Origin of the sequence: Nitratireductor sp. B36 (assembly GCF_020833685.1) — a bacterium.
In the GTDB taxonomy this organism is placed as follows: Bacteria; Pseudomonadota; Alphaproteobacteria; order Rhizobiales; family Rhizobiaceae; genus Nitratireductor.
Map to the genome: position 1 here is coordinate 715,649 of NZ_JACKZY010000001.1, position 13,643 is coordinate 729,291.

The 13,643-nt window shown below is 59.2% G+C and carries 16 protein-coding genes; 9 read left to right on the forward strand and 7 right to left on the reverse strand.

The features are described 5' to 3' along the window. Positions 1–187 precede the first annotated feature (187 nt). Complete coding sequence (locus H7H48_RS03615) at positions 188–2,143, forward strand: acetyl/propionyl/methylcrotonyl-CoA carboxylase subunit alpha (protein ID WP_229447429.1); 1,956 nt, start codon at positions 188–190, stop codon at positions 2,141–2,143. Positions 2,144–2,221: 78 nt separating this feature from the next. Here the strand turns inward: H7H48_RS03615 and H7H48_RS03620 are convergent, their stop codons facing one another. The 4 genes from H7H48_RS03620 to H7H48_RS03635 all read right to left on the reverse strand — a co-directional run bounded on the left by H7H48_RS03620 (position 2,222) and on the right by H7H48_RS03635 (position 5,641). Next, on the reverse strand, positions 2,222–2,488 hold the full coding sequence (locus H7H48_RS03620; RefSeq protein WP_007008458.1) for a sel1 repeat family protein: 267 nt from the start codon (positions 2,486–2,488) through the stop codon (positions 2,222–2,224). A 288-nt stretch (positions 2,489–2,776) separates the two neighbouring features. Next, a complete protein-coding gene (locus tag H7H48_RS03625) occupies positions 2,777–3,604 on the reverse strand; it encodes an ABC transporter ATP-binding protein (RefSeq protein ID WP_229447430.1) in 828 nt (275 codons plus the stop codon). Next, positions 3,597–4,571 carry an iron ABC transporter permease gene (locus tag H7H48_RS03630; RefSeq protein WP_255663365.1) on the reverse strand — a complete coding sequence of 325 codons (975 nt, stop codon included), beginning with the start codon at positions 4,569–4,571 and terminating at the stop codon, positions 3,597–3,599. The genes H7H48_RS03625 and H7H48_RS03630 overlap by 8 nt, the downstream gene beginning before the upstream one ends. A gap of 68 nt (positions 4,572–4,639) precedes the next feature. Next, the gene (locus H7H48_RS03635) at positions 4,640–5,641 is read right to left on the reverse strand and encodes an iron ABC transporter permease (RefSeq protein WP_229447432.1); all 1,002 of its coding nucleotides are present in this window, start codon (positions 5,639–5,641) and stop codon (positions 4,640–4,642) included. Between the two features lie 120 nt (positions 5,642–5,761). Here H7H48_RS03635 and H7H48_RS03640 point away from each other — a divergent pair, with 120 nt between their 5' ends. Continuing rightward, positions 5,762–6,661: an ABC transporter substrate-binding protein gene (locus H7H48_RS03640; protein ID WP_229447433.1), complete on the forward strand. Its 900-nt coding sequence runs from the start codon at positions 5,762–5,764 to the stop codon at positions 6,659–6,661. 115 nt (positions 6,662–6,776) lie between these two features. After that, entirely contained in the window at positions 6,777–7,121 is a 345-nt protein-coding gene (locus tag H7H48_RS03645; RefSeq protein ID WP_229447434.1) for a DUF2147 domain-containing protein, read from the forward strand. A 91-nt stretch (positions 7,122–7,212) separates the two neighbouring features. Here H7H48_RS03645 and H7H48_RS03650 read toward each other — a convergent pair whose 3' ends face one another. Beyond that, positions 7,213–8,121, reverse strand: coding sequence for a LysR family transcriptional regulator (locus H7H48_RS03650; protein WP_229447435.1), 909 nt, complete (start codon positions 8,119–8,121; stop codon positions 7,213–7,215). Positions 8,122–8,220: 99 nt separating this feature from the next. Here H7H48_RS03650 and H7H48_RS03655 point away from each other — a divergent pair, with 99 nt between their 5' ends. Both H7H48_RS03655 and H7H48_RS03660 read left to right on the forward strand, forming a co-directional pair. Continuing rightward, the gene (locus H7H48_RS03655; protein WP_229447436.1) at positions 8,221–8,571 is read left to right on the forward strand and encodes a multidrug efflux SMR transporter; all 351 of its coding nucleotides are present in this window, start codon (positions 8,221–8,223) and stop codon (positions 8,569–8,571) included. Next, positions 8,568–8,813, forward strand: coding sequence for a multidrug transporter subunit MdtI (locus H7H48_RS03660; protein WP_229447437.1), 246 nt, complete (start codon positions 8,568–8,570; stop codon positions 8,811–8,813). Before H7H48_RS03655 ends, H7H48_RS03660 begins: the two co-directional genes overlap by 4 nt. Positions 8,814–8,874: 61 nt before the next feature. On the opposite strand, the gene H7H48_RS03665 is transcribed toward H7H48_RS03660, so the two are convergent. Next, positions 8,875–9,579 carry a glutathione S-transferase family protein gene (locus tag H7H48_RS03665; RefSeq protein WP_229447438.1) on the reverse strand — a complete coding sequence of 235 codons (705 nt, stop codon included), beginning with the start codon at positions 9,577–9,579 and terminating at the stop codon, positions 8,875–8,877. Between the two features lie 156 nt (positions 9,580–9,735). On the opposite strand from H7H48_RS03665, the gene H7H48_RS03670 reads away from it, so the two are divergent. The 4 genes from H7H48_RS03670 (at position 9,736) to H7H48_RS03685 (ending at position 12,792) form a co-directional block, all read left to right on the forward strand. Beyond that, positions 9,736–9,975, forward strand: a complete 240-nt coding sequence (locus H7H48_RS03670) for a hypothetical protein (RefSeq protein ID WP_229448158.1) — start codon at positions 9,736–9,738, stop codon at positions 9,973–9,975. A 25-nt stretch (positions 9,976–10,000) separates the two neighbouring features. Continuing rightward, entirely contained in the window at positions 10,001–10,174 is a 174-nt protein-coding gene (locus H7H48_RS03675; protein ID WP_157776520.1) for a hypothetical protein, read from the forward strand. Between the two features lie 42 nt (positions 10,175–10,216). Further along, a complete protein-coding gene (locus tag H7H48_RS03680) occupies positions 10,217–11,716 on the forward strand; it encodes an AMP nucleosidase (protein ID WP_229447439.1) in 1,500 nt (499 codons plus the stop codon). A gap of 80 nt (positions 11,717–11,796) precedes the next feature. Beyond that, the gene (locus tag H7H48_RS03685; RefSeq protein WP_229447440.1) at positions 11,797–12,792 is read left to right on the forward strand and encodes an endonuclease/exonuclease/phosphatase family protein; all 996 of its coding nucleotides are present in this window, start codon (positions 11,797–11,799) and stop codon (positions 12,790–12,792) included. Here the strand turns inward: H7H48_RS03685 and H7H48_RS03690 are convergent. Continuing rightward, complete coding sequence (locus H7H48_RS03690; RefSeq protein ID WP_229447441.1) at positions 12,789–13,640, reverse strand: methyltransferase domain-containing protein; 852 nt, start codon at positions 13,638–13,640, stop codon at positions 12,789–12,791. The genes H7H48_RS03685 and H7H48_RS03690 overlap by 4 nt on opposite strands. Positions 13,641–13,643: the final 3 nt, after the last annotated feature.

Consider the following 13,643-nt stretch of genomic DNA (forward strand, 5'->3'; position numbering starts at 1 on the left):
ATACTGTATAGCTTACGCTTTCTCCTGCGGCTTTCTCTCAAAAGCTCGATGGTGGACCACAGAAGGCGCTGGGATGCTCAAGCGAGACGGGATTGGTAGAGACTGCGCGCAGTCTGCCATAATTTTCCTGCTACAAACCGATCCTGACGCTTTATGGTATCTCTGCTTCGTAGGAGGAACGTTCTGCATGTTCGACAAGATTCTCATTGCCAATCGCGGAGAAATTGCCGTCCGGGTTATCAGGACTGCGCGACGTCTCGGGATCGCTACCGTGGCTGTTTATTCGGATGCGGACAGGAACGCGCTTCATACGCGTCTCGCTGACCAGGCCGTCCATATCGGTCCGGCCCCGGCTGCCGAAAGCTATCTGAATGGCGGGAAAATCATTGCCGCTGCTCGTGAAACCGGCGCTCAGGCCATCCATCCAGGCTATGGCTTTCTATCGGAAAATCCGGACTTCGTTGGACAGGTGGAGGCAGCAGGTCTCATCTTTGTTGGCCCGTCTTCGCAAGCCATTCGCGCAATGGGGCTCAAAGACGCCGCAAAAAGGCTCATGGAGAAAGCCGGGGTGCCGGTGGTTCCCGGCTATCATGGTGACACGCAGGCACTTGTCGCCCTTGCCTCCAAGGCGAATGAGATTGGCTATCCGGTTCTCATCAAAGCGCGCGCGGGCGGCGGGGGCAAAGGCATGCGTCTGGTGTCCGACCCGGACGCGTTTCCTGAAGCGCTGGCGGCTGCTCAACGAGAAGCAAAGGCGGCGTTTGGCGACGAGCGGGTTCTGGTCGAAAAGTATATTCAGTCCCCGAGGCACATCGAGGTGCAGGTTTTCGGGGACAAGCACGGCCATGCCGTCCATCTCTTCGAACGCGATTGCTCAGCCCAGCGCCGGCATCAAAAGGTGATTGAAGAGGCCCCTGCGCCCGGAATGAACGAGGAAACGCGGATCGCCATGACGGAGGCGGCCGTGAAGGCGGCCAAGGCCATTTCCTATAGCGGCGCCGGCACGATCGAGTTCATCGTCGATGCTTCAGAAGGGCTCCGACCGGATCGCTTCTGGTTCATGGAGATGAACACACGATTGCAGGTCGAACACCCGGTGACCGAGATGGTGACGGGGATTGATCTGGTCGAGTGGCAATTGCGGGTGGCTTCAGGCGAGCCCCTGCCCTGCACACAGGACGAGATCACCCTGACCGGCCATGCGGTCGAAGCGCGTCTTTACGCAGAGGATGCGACACGGAACTTTCTGCCGGCCACGGGAACGCTGCACCATTTGCGTTTTCCAGACAGGCTCGACACCGCAACGCTGCGCGTGGACGCCGGTGTTGCGGAGAAAGATGCCATAACTCCCTTCTACGATCCGATGATCGCGAAGCTGATCGTTCATGCCCCGACCCGGGCGGGAGCGGTTGATGGACTGGCGACCGCGCTCGAGAAAACCGAAATTGCCGGCTCCACCGTCAATCTCGGATTTCTGACACGACTGTTGCGCGACGATGATTTTTATGCCGGACGGCTGGAAACGGGATTGATCGGACGCAAGCAAGATGTGCTGACCAAAACCGCACCGTTGCAGGAAAGACATCTGGCGGCAGCCATTGCTGCGACGTCCATGGCCGAGCCCTCTGATCGCCCGAACGATCCATACTCGGCAATTCCGGGATATGGCCATTTCAGCTCGCTCGTTCACAAGCGGACTGTTGTGCATGATGAACAACTTGTGGAAGCGCGCGTCTCGGCCCAGGCCGATGGGGCCCTGGCCATTCGTCTTGGCGATGATCCATCAGACCAGCCCATCATCGTGCGCCGTGACGACCCCACCCGCATCGCGGCGTGGCCAGGGCATGTAACGGTGTTTGAAGGTGCCGATGCACTGACATTGAAAGTGCCGGACCGTCTTCAGTCCGCGGAGGATAGCGGTGCTGGTGATCGGCTAAGAGCGCCGATGCCCGGTCTGGTGAAGCTGGTCCGTGCCACGGTCAATGATATGGTCAAGAAGGGTCAGCCACTTCTGGTGCTCGAAGCGATGAAGATGGAGCATACCATTGCTGCGCCGCACGACGGTGTTATTGCCGAAATCGCCGCGGAGGGTGCCCAGGTCAACGATGGAGCCATGCTGGTCCGCTTTCATGAAGCGGAATAGGCGATTTGTGATGGTGCCTTGCGTTCAGGACCCGGCTGATTTCAGGCCGGGCCCTGGACGGTCCGCCCCCCCACCGCATCAGTGCATCGTCATCCATTCGCGGGCATCGCGCAGCGCTCTGGCGAGCTCCGGCTTGGACATGCCCGCCGCCAACTCCGAACGTAGCTCAGCTGCGCGTTCAGAGCCCTTGATGGCTGCAATGTTGAACCATTTGTGTGCGGCTACCAGGTCGACATCGCAATCGCGACCGGTCGCATACATCATTCCAAGTTGAAACAGCACGTCGGCCTGGGTGGACGAACCAGCCGTACCGAAGCCTGCTTCCTGAACATCGTAACGTGCCATAATTCAAGATCCCTGTTTTTACTCCCGAGAGCCTTTTGTTTTGTCCCTTCCGGGCCAGCCCTTCGATGCTTTCGAGAATGCAGGGTACGGTTGAAATCGCCGTTAAATCTTGTGCTTAATTTGAAGAAAACAAAGTTCAAATTTTCAGTAAATGCCTGTTTTTGTTAAGCATCGCAAAGCCCTGCCGGGCTTGGGTTTCGGACAGACGGGCAGCCTCAAACCGTTAACGGCCGCAGCAAGGTTTTGATAACCATGCGAAACGCTTTGACGAGGGATTTCCTGAAAATTCTAGTCCTGAACCAGGCGATCGCGGCGTCCCGGGCAGGCAGCGATGGGCACACAGAAGGGCCGTTGGGACACCTCTTCGTGCCGCACGATACATTCGATTCCGAACACATCTTCGATCAGATCCTGACGGAAGACCTCTTCCACCGGGCCTGAGCCGGCCACTTCGCCCCCGCGAAAGAAGACGATATCGTCGGCAAAACGTGCAGCCAGGTTCAGATCATGAAGGACGACCACCACCGTCTTTCCTTCCTGCGCGCCAAGGCGGCGCACCAGAGCCAGCACTTCCAGAGCGTGCGCGATATCAAGATGGTTGGTGGGTTCGTCCAGCAGAATGACCGGAGACGCCTGCGCCAGAACCATGGCAATCCAGACCCTCTGGAGCTGCCCGCCCGATAGGCTGCCGATCGAGCGGTTGGCCATATCCGTGAGATTTGTTTCCCGCAGCGCATTTGTGACGGCTCTACGGTCGCTGTCGGTATTGGAGGTGAAAGCTCTGCGGTGCGCATAGCGCCCAAGCCGGACCAACTGTTCGACAGTCAGTTCCTCGGGGGCGGTCGGACTTTGCGTCAGCATGGCGATTTCACGGGCGAGCGTCTTCACCGGCAGGTCGGCGATGGGCCTGTCGCGCAACAGCACAGACCCGGCATCTGCCGGCAGGAGCGCGCGCATAGCACGGAGCGCCGTCGATTTGCCACAGCCATTGGGTCCACAGAAGGCCGTCAGCCTACCGGGTCGGATCGAGAGGTTGAGGTCTCTGAAAACACGTTTGCCCGGATAGCCTAGCGCAACGGAGCGCAATTCAATCTCATTCCGATGATCGCTATGCATGAATACGTCCCGCACGTATGAGAATGAAAAGGAAATAGGGTGCGCCGATCACGGCTGTCACCGCACCCGCAGGCACCTCAAGCGGAGCGAAAAGCGTTCGCACCATCATGTCGGCCGCCATGACCATCGCCGCGCCCACCAATGCCGCTGCCAGCATCTGCGTACCGGCACGCCCCGGCAAGATGAGACGCGCAATATGGGGAGCAATTAGACCGACAAAGCCAATCGCTCCAGCAAATGAAACGGCCGCGGCCGTGAGGAGAGCCGCCAGTCCGAACAGCATCAGCTGTGTTGAGCGCACTGACAGACCGCTTGCCTGAGCGCTGATCTCGTCGAGCATAAGTTGATCCATGCGGCGTGAAAGCAGAAAGGCGAGCGGCACAAAAACGGTAAGCACGATTGCCAAGACATCAACATCCGCCCAGCGCGCCTGATAAACGGAGCCTGCTAGCCACATGGCCGCCTGGCTGGCGCGATGCACCGGCCCATCGACCAGAAAGAGTGTCACTCCAGCCTTCGCCAGTGCCCCGAGTGCAACGCCATAGAGGATGGTGCGCAACGGCGGCGCATCAGTGCGCAGCGCAAGGAGGATGACGACACCCGCAAAGAGCAGCGCCCCCAGCGCTGCCGCCAATGGCTGCCACATGATGCTGACGACAAGAGCGTTCGATTCATTGCTGAACATGAGAAGGAAGCACATCACACCCAGCGCCGCACCATCGACAATGCCAAGCACAGATGGGGAAGCAAGCTCATTGCGCGTTGCGCGTTGCAGGATGAAGCCGGCCAGCGCCAGGGCCACGCCGCTCAATCCGGCCATCAGCAGCCGTGGCATCCGCAGCGACCAGATGATGATGGTATCGCTGCGTTCTCCTGTCCCAAGAATGGCCAGAACCACGCGGTTCAGTGGCATACCCGAACTACCCAGCGCAATACTGGCAAATCCCAGCAGGCAGAGGACTGCCATGCAAAGGGCAAGAACAATTGGCCGCCGCGACGCGGAAGCGGTGGTGGCGTGGATAGGACCGGCACTCTTCACGCCGCGCCTCCAACCCGCTTCCTCTGCAAAAGGTAAAGAAGCACAGGTACCCCAACTGCCGCCAGGAGCACACCGACGGGCGCTTCAGATGGATAGATGACGAACCGGGCAGCAATATCTGCCGCCAGCGCAAGGGTGGATCCTGTCAGCAGGGACAGAGGGATCAGATCGCGATGGCTTTGCCGACCGGAGAGTCTTGCAAGATGCGGTGCGACAAGTCCGATGAAGGCCACTGGCCCTGCAACAGAGACGCCAACCCCGGCCAGAAGCGCTGCAAGGACAAGCGCCGCCAGCCGCGTTTTAAGAACCGGAACACCAAGGGTCTGGGCGGTCGTGTCATCGGTAAGCAATGCATCCAGCATTGGATGGAGCAGCATGCTGAACAGCCCACATAACGCTATGGCTGGTGCGGCCAGATAGAGGAGATCGACATCCCGGTCGGCAAACCCGCCGGATAACCAGAAAATCAGCTCCTCCATGGTTCGTTCATCGGCAACCATTACGATCTGGATGCCGGATGACAGAAGCGCTGCGACCGTAACGCCAGCCAGCAGCAGGTAGGACGGAGAGGCTATTCCGCCTGCCGAAAAGGCCAGTGAGAAAACCAGGAGAGCGCACAACAACGCGCCTAGGCAGGCCGCCCCCGCGATCAGTGAAAGCGAGCTGTTTCCCGCGAAGACGACAAGCAACACCACCGCCAGTCCGGCCCCGGCATTGATGCCGAGCAGACCGGGCTCGGCCAGCGGGTTGCGGCTTGCAGTCTGCAACAGAAGCCCCGAAAGCCCGAGGCCGCCGCCCACCACAATGGCGATCAAAGTACGCGGCACACGGAGCGTATTGACGATCAAGGCCGTCTGATCCGCTCCCCCTTCCATCAGAGCGCGCCAGACTTCGGACGGCGGTGTGAATCGAATGCCTACATGAACACTGACGACCGCCAGGGCAGCGATCAGTCCGAGCAAGAGGACATGGGGTAAGTGGCGCGGCATCGATCTCATCTTCAGCCTGCTGCATTTCAGAAATGGGAAAGGCATGTCAACTTAAAACTTGACATTCTTACGCAGCATTTGTTTGGACGAAGCCTTCGAGAGAACGTCGCGCCACGACAGGAGACGTAAATGCGCTTTCTTCCATTCTTATCGGCCGCATTGATTGCGGGTTTCGCCATGGCGGCAAATGCTGCCGAGATCAAGCATGCCATGGGAGTGGCAACGGTTCCGGATGAACCGCAGCGCGTTGTCGTGCTCACCAATGAGGGGACTGAAGCGCTGCTGGCGCTGGGCGTTAAGCCTGTAGGTGCCGCCAATTCATGGAATGGTGACCCGTGGTACCATCACATCTCCGACCAAATGGGCGATGTTGAACCGGTCGGCAAGGAGAGCGCAGTCAATCTGGAACTGATCGCGGCTCTGGAACCTGATCTCATTCTTGGAACCAAGCTCCGCCATGAAGCTATCTTCGAGCAGCTTTCGGCAATCGCACCCACCGTCATATCGGAGCGGCTGCGGGGCGACTGGCGAGAAAATTTCCAGCTCTGGGCGAAGGCCGTGAACAGAGAGGACGCGGGCGAGAAAGTGCTTTCGGACTTCGACGCGCGTGCGCGGAAGCTAACTGACGCTCTCGGTGAGAAAGTGAACGAAAAGGTCTCTGTCATCCGCTTCATGCCGGGCCACATACGTATTTATCAGAAAGACAGTTTTTCCGGGTTCATTCTCGAAAAGATCGGTTTCAAACGACCCGAGAATCAGGATGTCGACAGCTTCGTGTTGAAGGTCGGCAAAGAAAGCATCCCGGACATGGATGGCGACCGCATTTTTTATTTCACCTATGAACCGGGCGATGGCGAGGCGACAAAACTTTCTGAAGACGTGCTTCAGGATCCCCTCTGGCAAACGCTTTCGGCCGTAAAGTCCGGCAATGTCCACGAGGTTGACGACACGATCTGGAATACAGCGGGCGGTGTCCTGGCTGCGCGGCTGATGCTCGACGATATCGCCCGGCTCTACGGTCTCGAGTGATCCGGCCCCCGCCGGCCGAGCAAAACGGTCCCTTGACGTTGCACGTGCAGAAAGCGGTTGTATTACGTTTACGTTTGCGTAAGCTGCACTTGCAACATCATTGGGAGGAAAAGTGATGATTGGCAGACTTGTTCTCAGCAGCGCAGCTCTGCTTTTGGCCGGCGGTATCGCCATGGCCGATCCTATTGAAGGGAACTGGCGGACGGAGTCCGGAGCGACGGCACAAATCGCATCCTGCGGCGGTTCTTATTGCATCACGTTGAAAAGCGGGAAGCACGCAGGCAAGAAGATCGGCACGTTCCAGGCAGCCGGCGGCAGCAAATATACCGGCAAGATCACGGACCCTGCCAACGACAAGACCTATTCCGGCAAGGGCACACTCTCCGGCAACAGTCTCAAAATGGGCGGTTGTGTTCTCGGCGGACTGATCTGCCGCAACCAGACCTGGTCGCGCCTTTGAAACAGGCGCTGCAGCGATTGCCATTCGCACAATGAATACCGTCTCCAGTCGGCGCGCCCCATGCCTTTCCTCCCTGCGGAAGGCGTGGGGTTCAGTCTTCGATGAGGCCTTCACTGCGCATTTGAGAGAGAATGATATCGTGTGCGCATGGTAGCAGTGCTGCCCCCGCCCTCACCCCGGTGGCGAGCGGCTCGCGACTGCACACGAAGTATGGATACCAGGCAGTGCCGAGCCCGTGTCTGATCTGGCCGAGCTGCGCATCGTCTTCTTCCGACAAAAGAGATTCCGGCACATACCCCCATCCCAAACCGTCACAGATCGCGTCTTTTCCCAGTTCGAAACTGCTGAGGGCGATGCGTTCGCTTCCCATAGCCTCAAGGTGGAACCGCTCGTGCTGTGTGCTGTCGAGGTAAGTGATCTGCGGCAGTACCGCGAGATCATCGTCGGCGACGTAGCTCATGGAGTGGAGCGGATGACTTCTTGCCACCATCATTCGCATTCCGATGCGTGCGACAACGCGGCTGTAAAGTCCCGGAGCGGGGCCGGCACGTCCTGAAGAAACGAAATAAGCAATATCAAGCTGCCCTTCCCGAACCAGCTCGGGAAGCACGTCACTCTCGGCATAGCGCATGCTGAGACGCACATTGGGCCGCACCTTTCGGATGGCCCGGATCACGTGTCGCCAGAAATTTTCCGGCAGAACATCATCACGGCCGATCCGCAATTCCTGACCGGAAGTCTCCTTGCCACGCGCACAACGCTCGATGATGCTGTTTGAAAGCGCAACAATGCGGGCGCAGTCATCGAGAATGTGCTCGCCGACCGGCGACAGGCTCAGGCTGTTGCCGCGCCTGATAAAAAGTTGCGTTCCAAGCTCATCCTCGAGAGCAGCGATCGCCATACTGATCGTAGAGCGGTTGCGACCGAGCTGAAGCGCAGCGCCGGAAATTGACCCCGCGCGCGCCGCTGCCTCGAAGTATTCCAGATAATCCAGTCTCACGGCAAAGCTTCTTCGTCAAAAATCCTGTCGCTCAGCGATTTTCCATACGTGAAACGGGCAGATATCTCAATCAAGCGACATAAAACTTGATCTGACGCTATGAGGTCGAAATTGCACTGGTTCTATCTGATCGCTGCGGTCTTTGCAGAAGTGGTCGGGACCACACTCATGAAGCTCCTGGTGTCCGGCGGCGCGCTTCTTCAGGGAACGCTGGCGGCGATTGCCATGATCGGCATCGCCTATCTCTTTCTGGGGCGCGCGACGCTGCGCATCCCGGTCGCGCTTGCCAATGCGTTCTGGGAAGGGTTCGGCATGATCCTGATCGCCCTCACCTCCCTCTACCTTCTCGACGAGGCAATCTCGTTGGTTCAGGGCATCGGCATCGGTGTGGCCCTGCTCGGGATCGCGGTGATCAACTATGGTCACCACCAGCGGGGCGAGACACGATGAGCATCTATATGGGTTATGTCCTGGGATCGGTGGCGCTAGACATCCTCGCCAATCTGGCACTCGAGAAATCGAACGGTTTCGCACGCAGAGGCTGGGGAAGCGCTGCCGTCCTGCTCATCATGGCGGCCTTCGCGCTACTGGCGCTGGCCGTCTGGCTCGTCTTCGGCCAGCGCCTCAACCTGACGAGTTGGCTGGGTGTGGGCATTCTCATCCTTGCCATCCTGCTGATACGGCTCGGATAGACAAAAAACAGGGCGGGCGCCCCGAGGACGCCCGCCCTGCCTCAAACGCACAAAACTGTCGTCAGCTGGCGCGCTGACCAAAGAGCACCTTCTGTGCTTCCTTGTCTTCAGCGATGTTGCGACGGTGTTCCTGACCAACCTCCAGAGCGCGCACGACCGCCGGCCGCGCCATGATGGTTTCGAACCAGCGCTTCAGGTTCGGGAAATCGTTGAGGTCCTGGCCCTGCTGTTCATAGGGTTTCACCCAACCCACGCTTGCCATGTCGGCAATCGTGTATTCATCGCCGGCGAGGAATGGCCGGTCTGCGAGACGTTTGTTCATGACACCGTAAAGTCGGTTCACCTCATTGGTGTAGCGATCGATGCCGTAGGCAATTTTTTCCGGGGCGTATTTGCGGAAGTGATGGGCCTGGCCGGCCATCGGACCGAGACCTCCCATCTGCCAAAAGAGCCATTGATCCACCTCGACACGCGCTCGCTCATCGGTGGGATAGAACTTGCCCGTCTTGCGGCCAAGATACTGCAGAATCGCACCCGATTCGAAAACGGAGATCGGCTCGCCACCCGGTCCTTCAGGGTCCACAATCGCCGGCATGCGGTTGTTCGGCGCGATCTTGAGGAAGGAGGGTTCGAACTGCTCGCCCTTGCCGATATTCACATAGTGCACATCGTAGGGAAGCCCGGTCTCTTCAAGATAAATGGTGATTTTCCAGCCATTGGGCGTGGGCCAATAATAGAGTTCGATCGGCTTGGTCTGGGTGGTCATGCTTTGTTGCCTCCAGCTGTTGGGCGCCGCGCAGTCGGGGGAGGATTGCGGCAATACCCGGGGAGGTAAGCACCGGGTGCCGACTTTGCAACGCGCCTGCTCTTCAACGATCCGTTATTTATCCATAATCGGGGCGTTAACACTGCTGAACCCTGGATGAATATCCCTCTCAGTATCGGTTCAGTCCGCGTCTGCCACAGTGATGGCGACAATGAGGACAAACCGATGTTGATGCGCCGCTTTTCAATTGTCTGCCTGATCACCGCCATCTTCGGCATGGGGCTTGCCATACTGGTCGCAGAAGCGAGCAGGCCTTCCGATCCCTGGCAGAACAATCGGCCGTTCTCCTGCTCCGGTGAGCAGACCGCGCTTTGCGGCAGAACAATTCTGCGCTGAACGAGATGAGTTGAGGTAAGAGACGATGCGGACGATCACACACATGGCTCGGGGATTGATGTTTGCCGCTCTGATCGGCTCACCGCTTCTTGCGGTCCAGAACGTCCGTGCCGGTAATGAAAACATCATCGAAGGGGATTATGAACGCTCGAGCGGTGCGGGCCTCGTCCTGATGGTCAGTCTGAAGCGTTCGAGGTAGGCTCAGGTCTTGAGAAGAAGAAGAATATCCATATAAAAGGCCATGGAACACAGAATATACCCCCAGCCCATTCAGACGATTTCAAGCCCCGAGCCATTTGCCCGGAAAAGCTTTACCGATGCTCGCGAAGCCGTTGCGGCATTGAAAGCGCTCTATGAGCGCAACACAGCATTCCTGCGCGATGCCTTCGCGCAAGTCGCCCAGGACGGCGAGAGCGACCGCCGCTTTCGCGCCTTTTATCCCGAAATCAGCCTTGCCACGGGCTCCTACGCCCAGATCGATACGCGGCTGGCTTATGGCCATGTGGCTGCGCCCGGTGTTTACGCCACCACGATCACCCGGCCTGATCTCTTTGAAGACTACCTGATCGACCAGCTAGGGTTGGTGATCCGGAACCACGGTGTGCCCATCACGATATCCGAATCGGAAACGCCGATCCCGCTGCATTTCGCATTTCTCCAGGACACATATGTGGAAGGCTCCATCGCTGATAGGCTGAAGCGGCCGCTGCGCGATCTTTTCGATGTGCCGGACCTCAACGCCACGGACGACCATATCGTCAACGGCACGCATGAGGCCCTGCCCGGCGAGCCCCTGCCGCTCGCCCCCTTTACCGCACAGCGGGTCGACTATTCGCTGCACCGGCTTTCACACTATACCGCCACGGCGCCGGCGCACTTCCAGAACTTCGTGCTCTTTACGAACTACCAGTTCTATATCGACGAGTTCTGCGCGCTTGCCCGCGAGATGATGGCCGAGGGCGGAAATGGCTACACCTCCTTCGTGGAGCCGGGCAATATCATCACAATGGCCGGCGAGACGAGCCCGTCCGCCAGCGCCCTTGCCCGCCTGCCACAGATGCCGGCCTACCACCTGACGCGCGATGGCCATGCGGGCATCACAATGGTGAATATCGGCGTTGGCCCCTCCAACGCCAAGACGATCACCGATCATGTGGCTGTGCTGCGTCCGCACGCCTGGCTCATGCTCGGCCACTGCGCCGGCCTGAGGAACACACAGGCGCTCGGCGACTACGTTCTGGCGCATGCCTATGTACGCGAAGACCATGTCCTTGACGACGACCTGCCCGTCTGGGTGCCGCTGCCGGCGCTGGCGGAGGTTCAGGTGGCGCTTCAGGAAGCGGTCGCTGAGATCACCGGACTTTCCGGTTATGAATTAAAGCGCATCATGCGCACCGGCACGGTCGCGACGATCGACAACCGCAACTGGGAACTGCGCGAGCAGCGCGGTCCGGTCCAGCGCCTCTCACAATCCCGCGCAATCGCGCTCGACATGGAATCGGCAACGATAGCCGCCAACGGCTTCCGCTTCCGCGTCCCCTACGGAACTTTACTGTGCGTTTCCGACAAGCCACTCCACGGCGAGCTGAAGCTCCCGGGCATGGCCACCGATTTCTACAAGAGGCAGGTTTCGCAACATCTCAAGATCGGGATGAGAGCCGTGGAAAAGCTTGCAGCCATGCCGCCCGAGCGGCTCCATTCACGCAAATTGCGGAGCTTTTTCGAGACCGCCTTCCAATAGCCCAAAAATGCGATTAGGCGCTGCTGAATCGAGACGGAAACAATGGGCGCGAGGCAATGAAGAGACCGAGGATTGCATCAATGCTGCCGGCCTTTCTGGCAATCGGCGTGGTTCTGGTGTCTTTTCCGCTGGTCGCTGGCTTCTGGGGCAGGCTTCACCCTGCCCTCGATTCCATGGCACATTTCCGTCTTCATCTCGCAGTGCTCATCGCTCTCATGGCGGCTCCGCTGCTTTTTGTGAAAGGCTGGCGTCAGATCGGTGCAGCGGGAGCCGTGCTTGGCATCGCCACTCTGAGCGCAACACTGCTTCCCGTTCAGGCCACTGCCGGTTCGGCAAGGGCCGGAGAGGCAGACGCGCCGGCGGCACGGTATAGGCTTCTGCAACTCAACCTGCGATATGACAATGCAACCCCCAAGCAGGTCTTCTCACTGATCGGCCGCACCAAGCCCGACATCGTCACGCTGAACGAGGTCTCGGGCATGTGGGTGAAGGAACTCAAGTTTCTCGAAGCTACCTATCCCTACCGGGTGGTTTGTCCACCGCCTGCGCGCATTGGCGGCGTAGCCATTCTCTCGCGCCGGCCATTCGCTGATCCGCAGGCCTTTGCCTGCTATGACCGCGGCTCCATGGCGGTGGCAACCGTTCGGCTGGGTGCGGACGCAGTGGAAATCGGCGCATTGCATCTCGGCTGGCCGTGGCCATTCGAACAGCATCACCAGGTAAGCCGGGTTGCGCCCGTGCTGGAACGTTTCCCTCAAACAGCCATCCTTGCCGGAGATTTAAACGCCACCCCCTGGAGTGTGACGGCGCACCGTGTGGCTGCAGCCGGGGAGATGGATCTCATGCCTGGCATCGGCCCCACATGGATGAAGCCCGTCGTGCCAGAAGCGCTCCGCCGGCTGGTGGGTCTGCCCATCGACAATGTGTTTACCAAGGGCCGCATCGTGCCGCTGACGGTTGAACGTCTTGAGGATGTGGGGTCCGATCATCTGCCGGTTTTGCTCGAATTCGGCATCCAACCGACCAGCCAACCGGATGAGGTGATCGAAGTGAAGCTCGCCAGAAACGGACGTTAATCGGCCGGCTTCCTGCGTGCGACGACCAGGTGACCGGGAACCGGTTTTCCCATTTCGTGCCGCACCACGATGTAGGCAATGGCCAGACCTGTAAAGCCATGCCCGGCAAGCATTTCGGCAAGATAGCTCTCGGAATGGGCGAAGCGCTGATGCGGCCCGACCATGAAGGCGCGCCCGGCGAGCACCTCATCCGGCAGGGTTTCGCTTGAAAAGGCCAGAACTGCACCGTCCGTGGCAAGTTCTGCCGCACCGGCAAAGAAGGCTTCCAGATCACCTAGATAGGGCAAAACGTCGGTTGCGGTGATCAGGTCGAAGGGTTCGACATCCGCGTGATGAAGAAAATCCACAGCGTCGCCCACATAAAGCGCGTCGTAGAGCTCTTTTTCGTCGGTGACCTCGATCATGGTTTCCGACAGGTCGACGCCGGTGATGTGGTCCGCAATGTCGCGCAAGACCTCGCCGGCGAGCCCCGTTCCACAACCCAGATCCAGCATGCGCCGGAAAGGCCCAGGCGCCACCTCATCAAGCGCCCTGCGGGTCAGTGCCGGCACGTCGTAGCCGAGTTGATCGACCAGAATGCTCTCAAACGCGCCGGCGTGCTGATCGAACAGCGTCGCCACATAGGCTTCCGATGCCCGAGACGGCGTCTCGCCCCGCCCCATCGAGGCAAGCCGTACTGCTGCACCGCCGTGGTCGGCAGGGTCAAGAGCCAGCACCTCGCGATAGGCTTCGGCAGCTGCGTCGAAATCGCCGGCCTTTTCAAGCGCCAGAGCACGATTATAGGCCTCGGCCAGCGCCTCTTCATCAACGGCGTTGGCTGCTGCATTTTCGGATGCGGGGTCGGACAATCT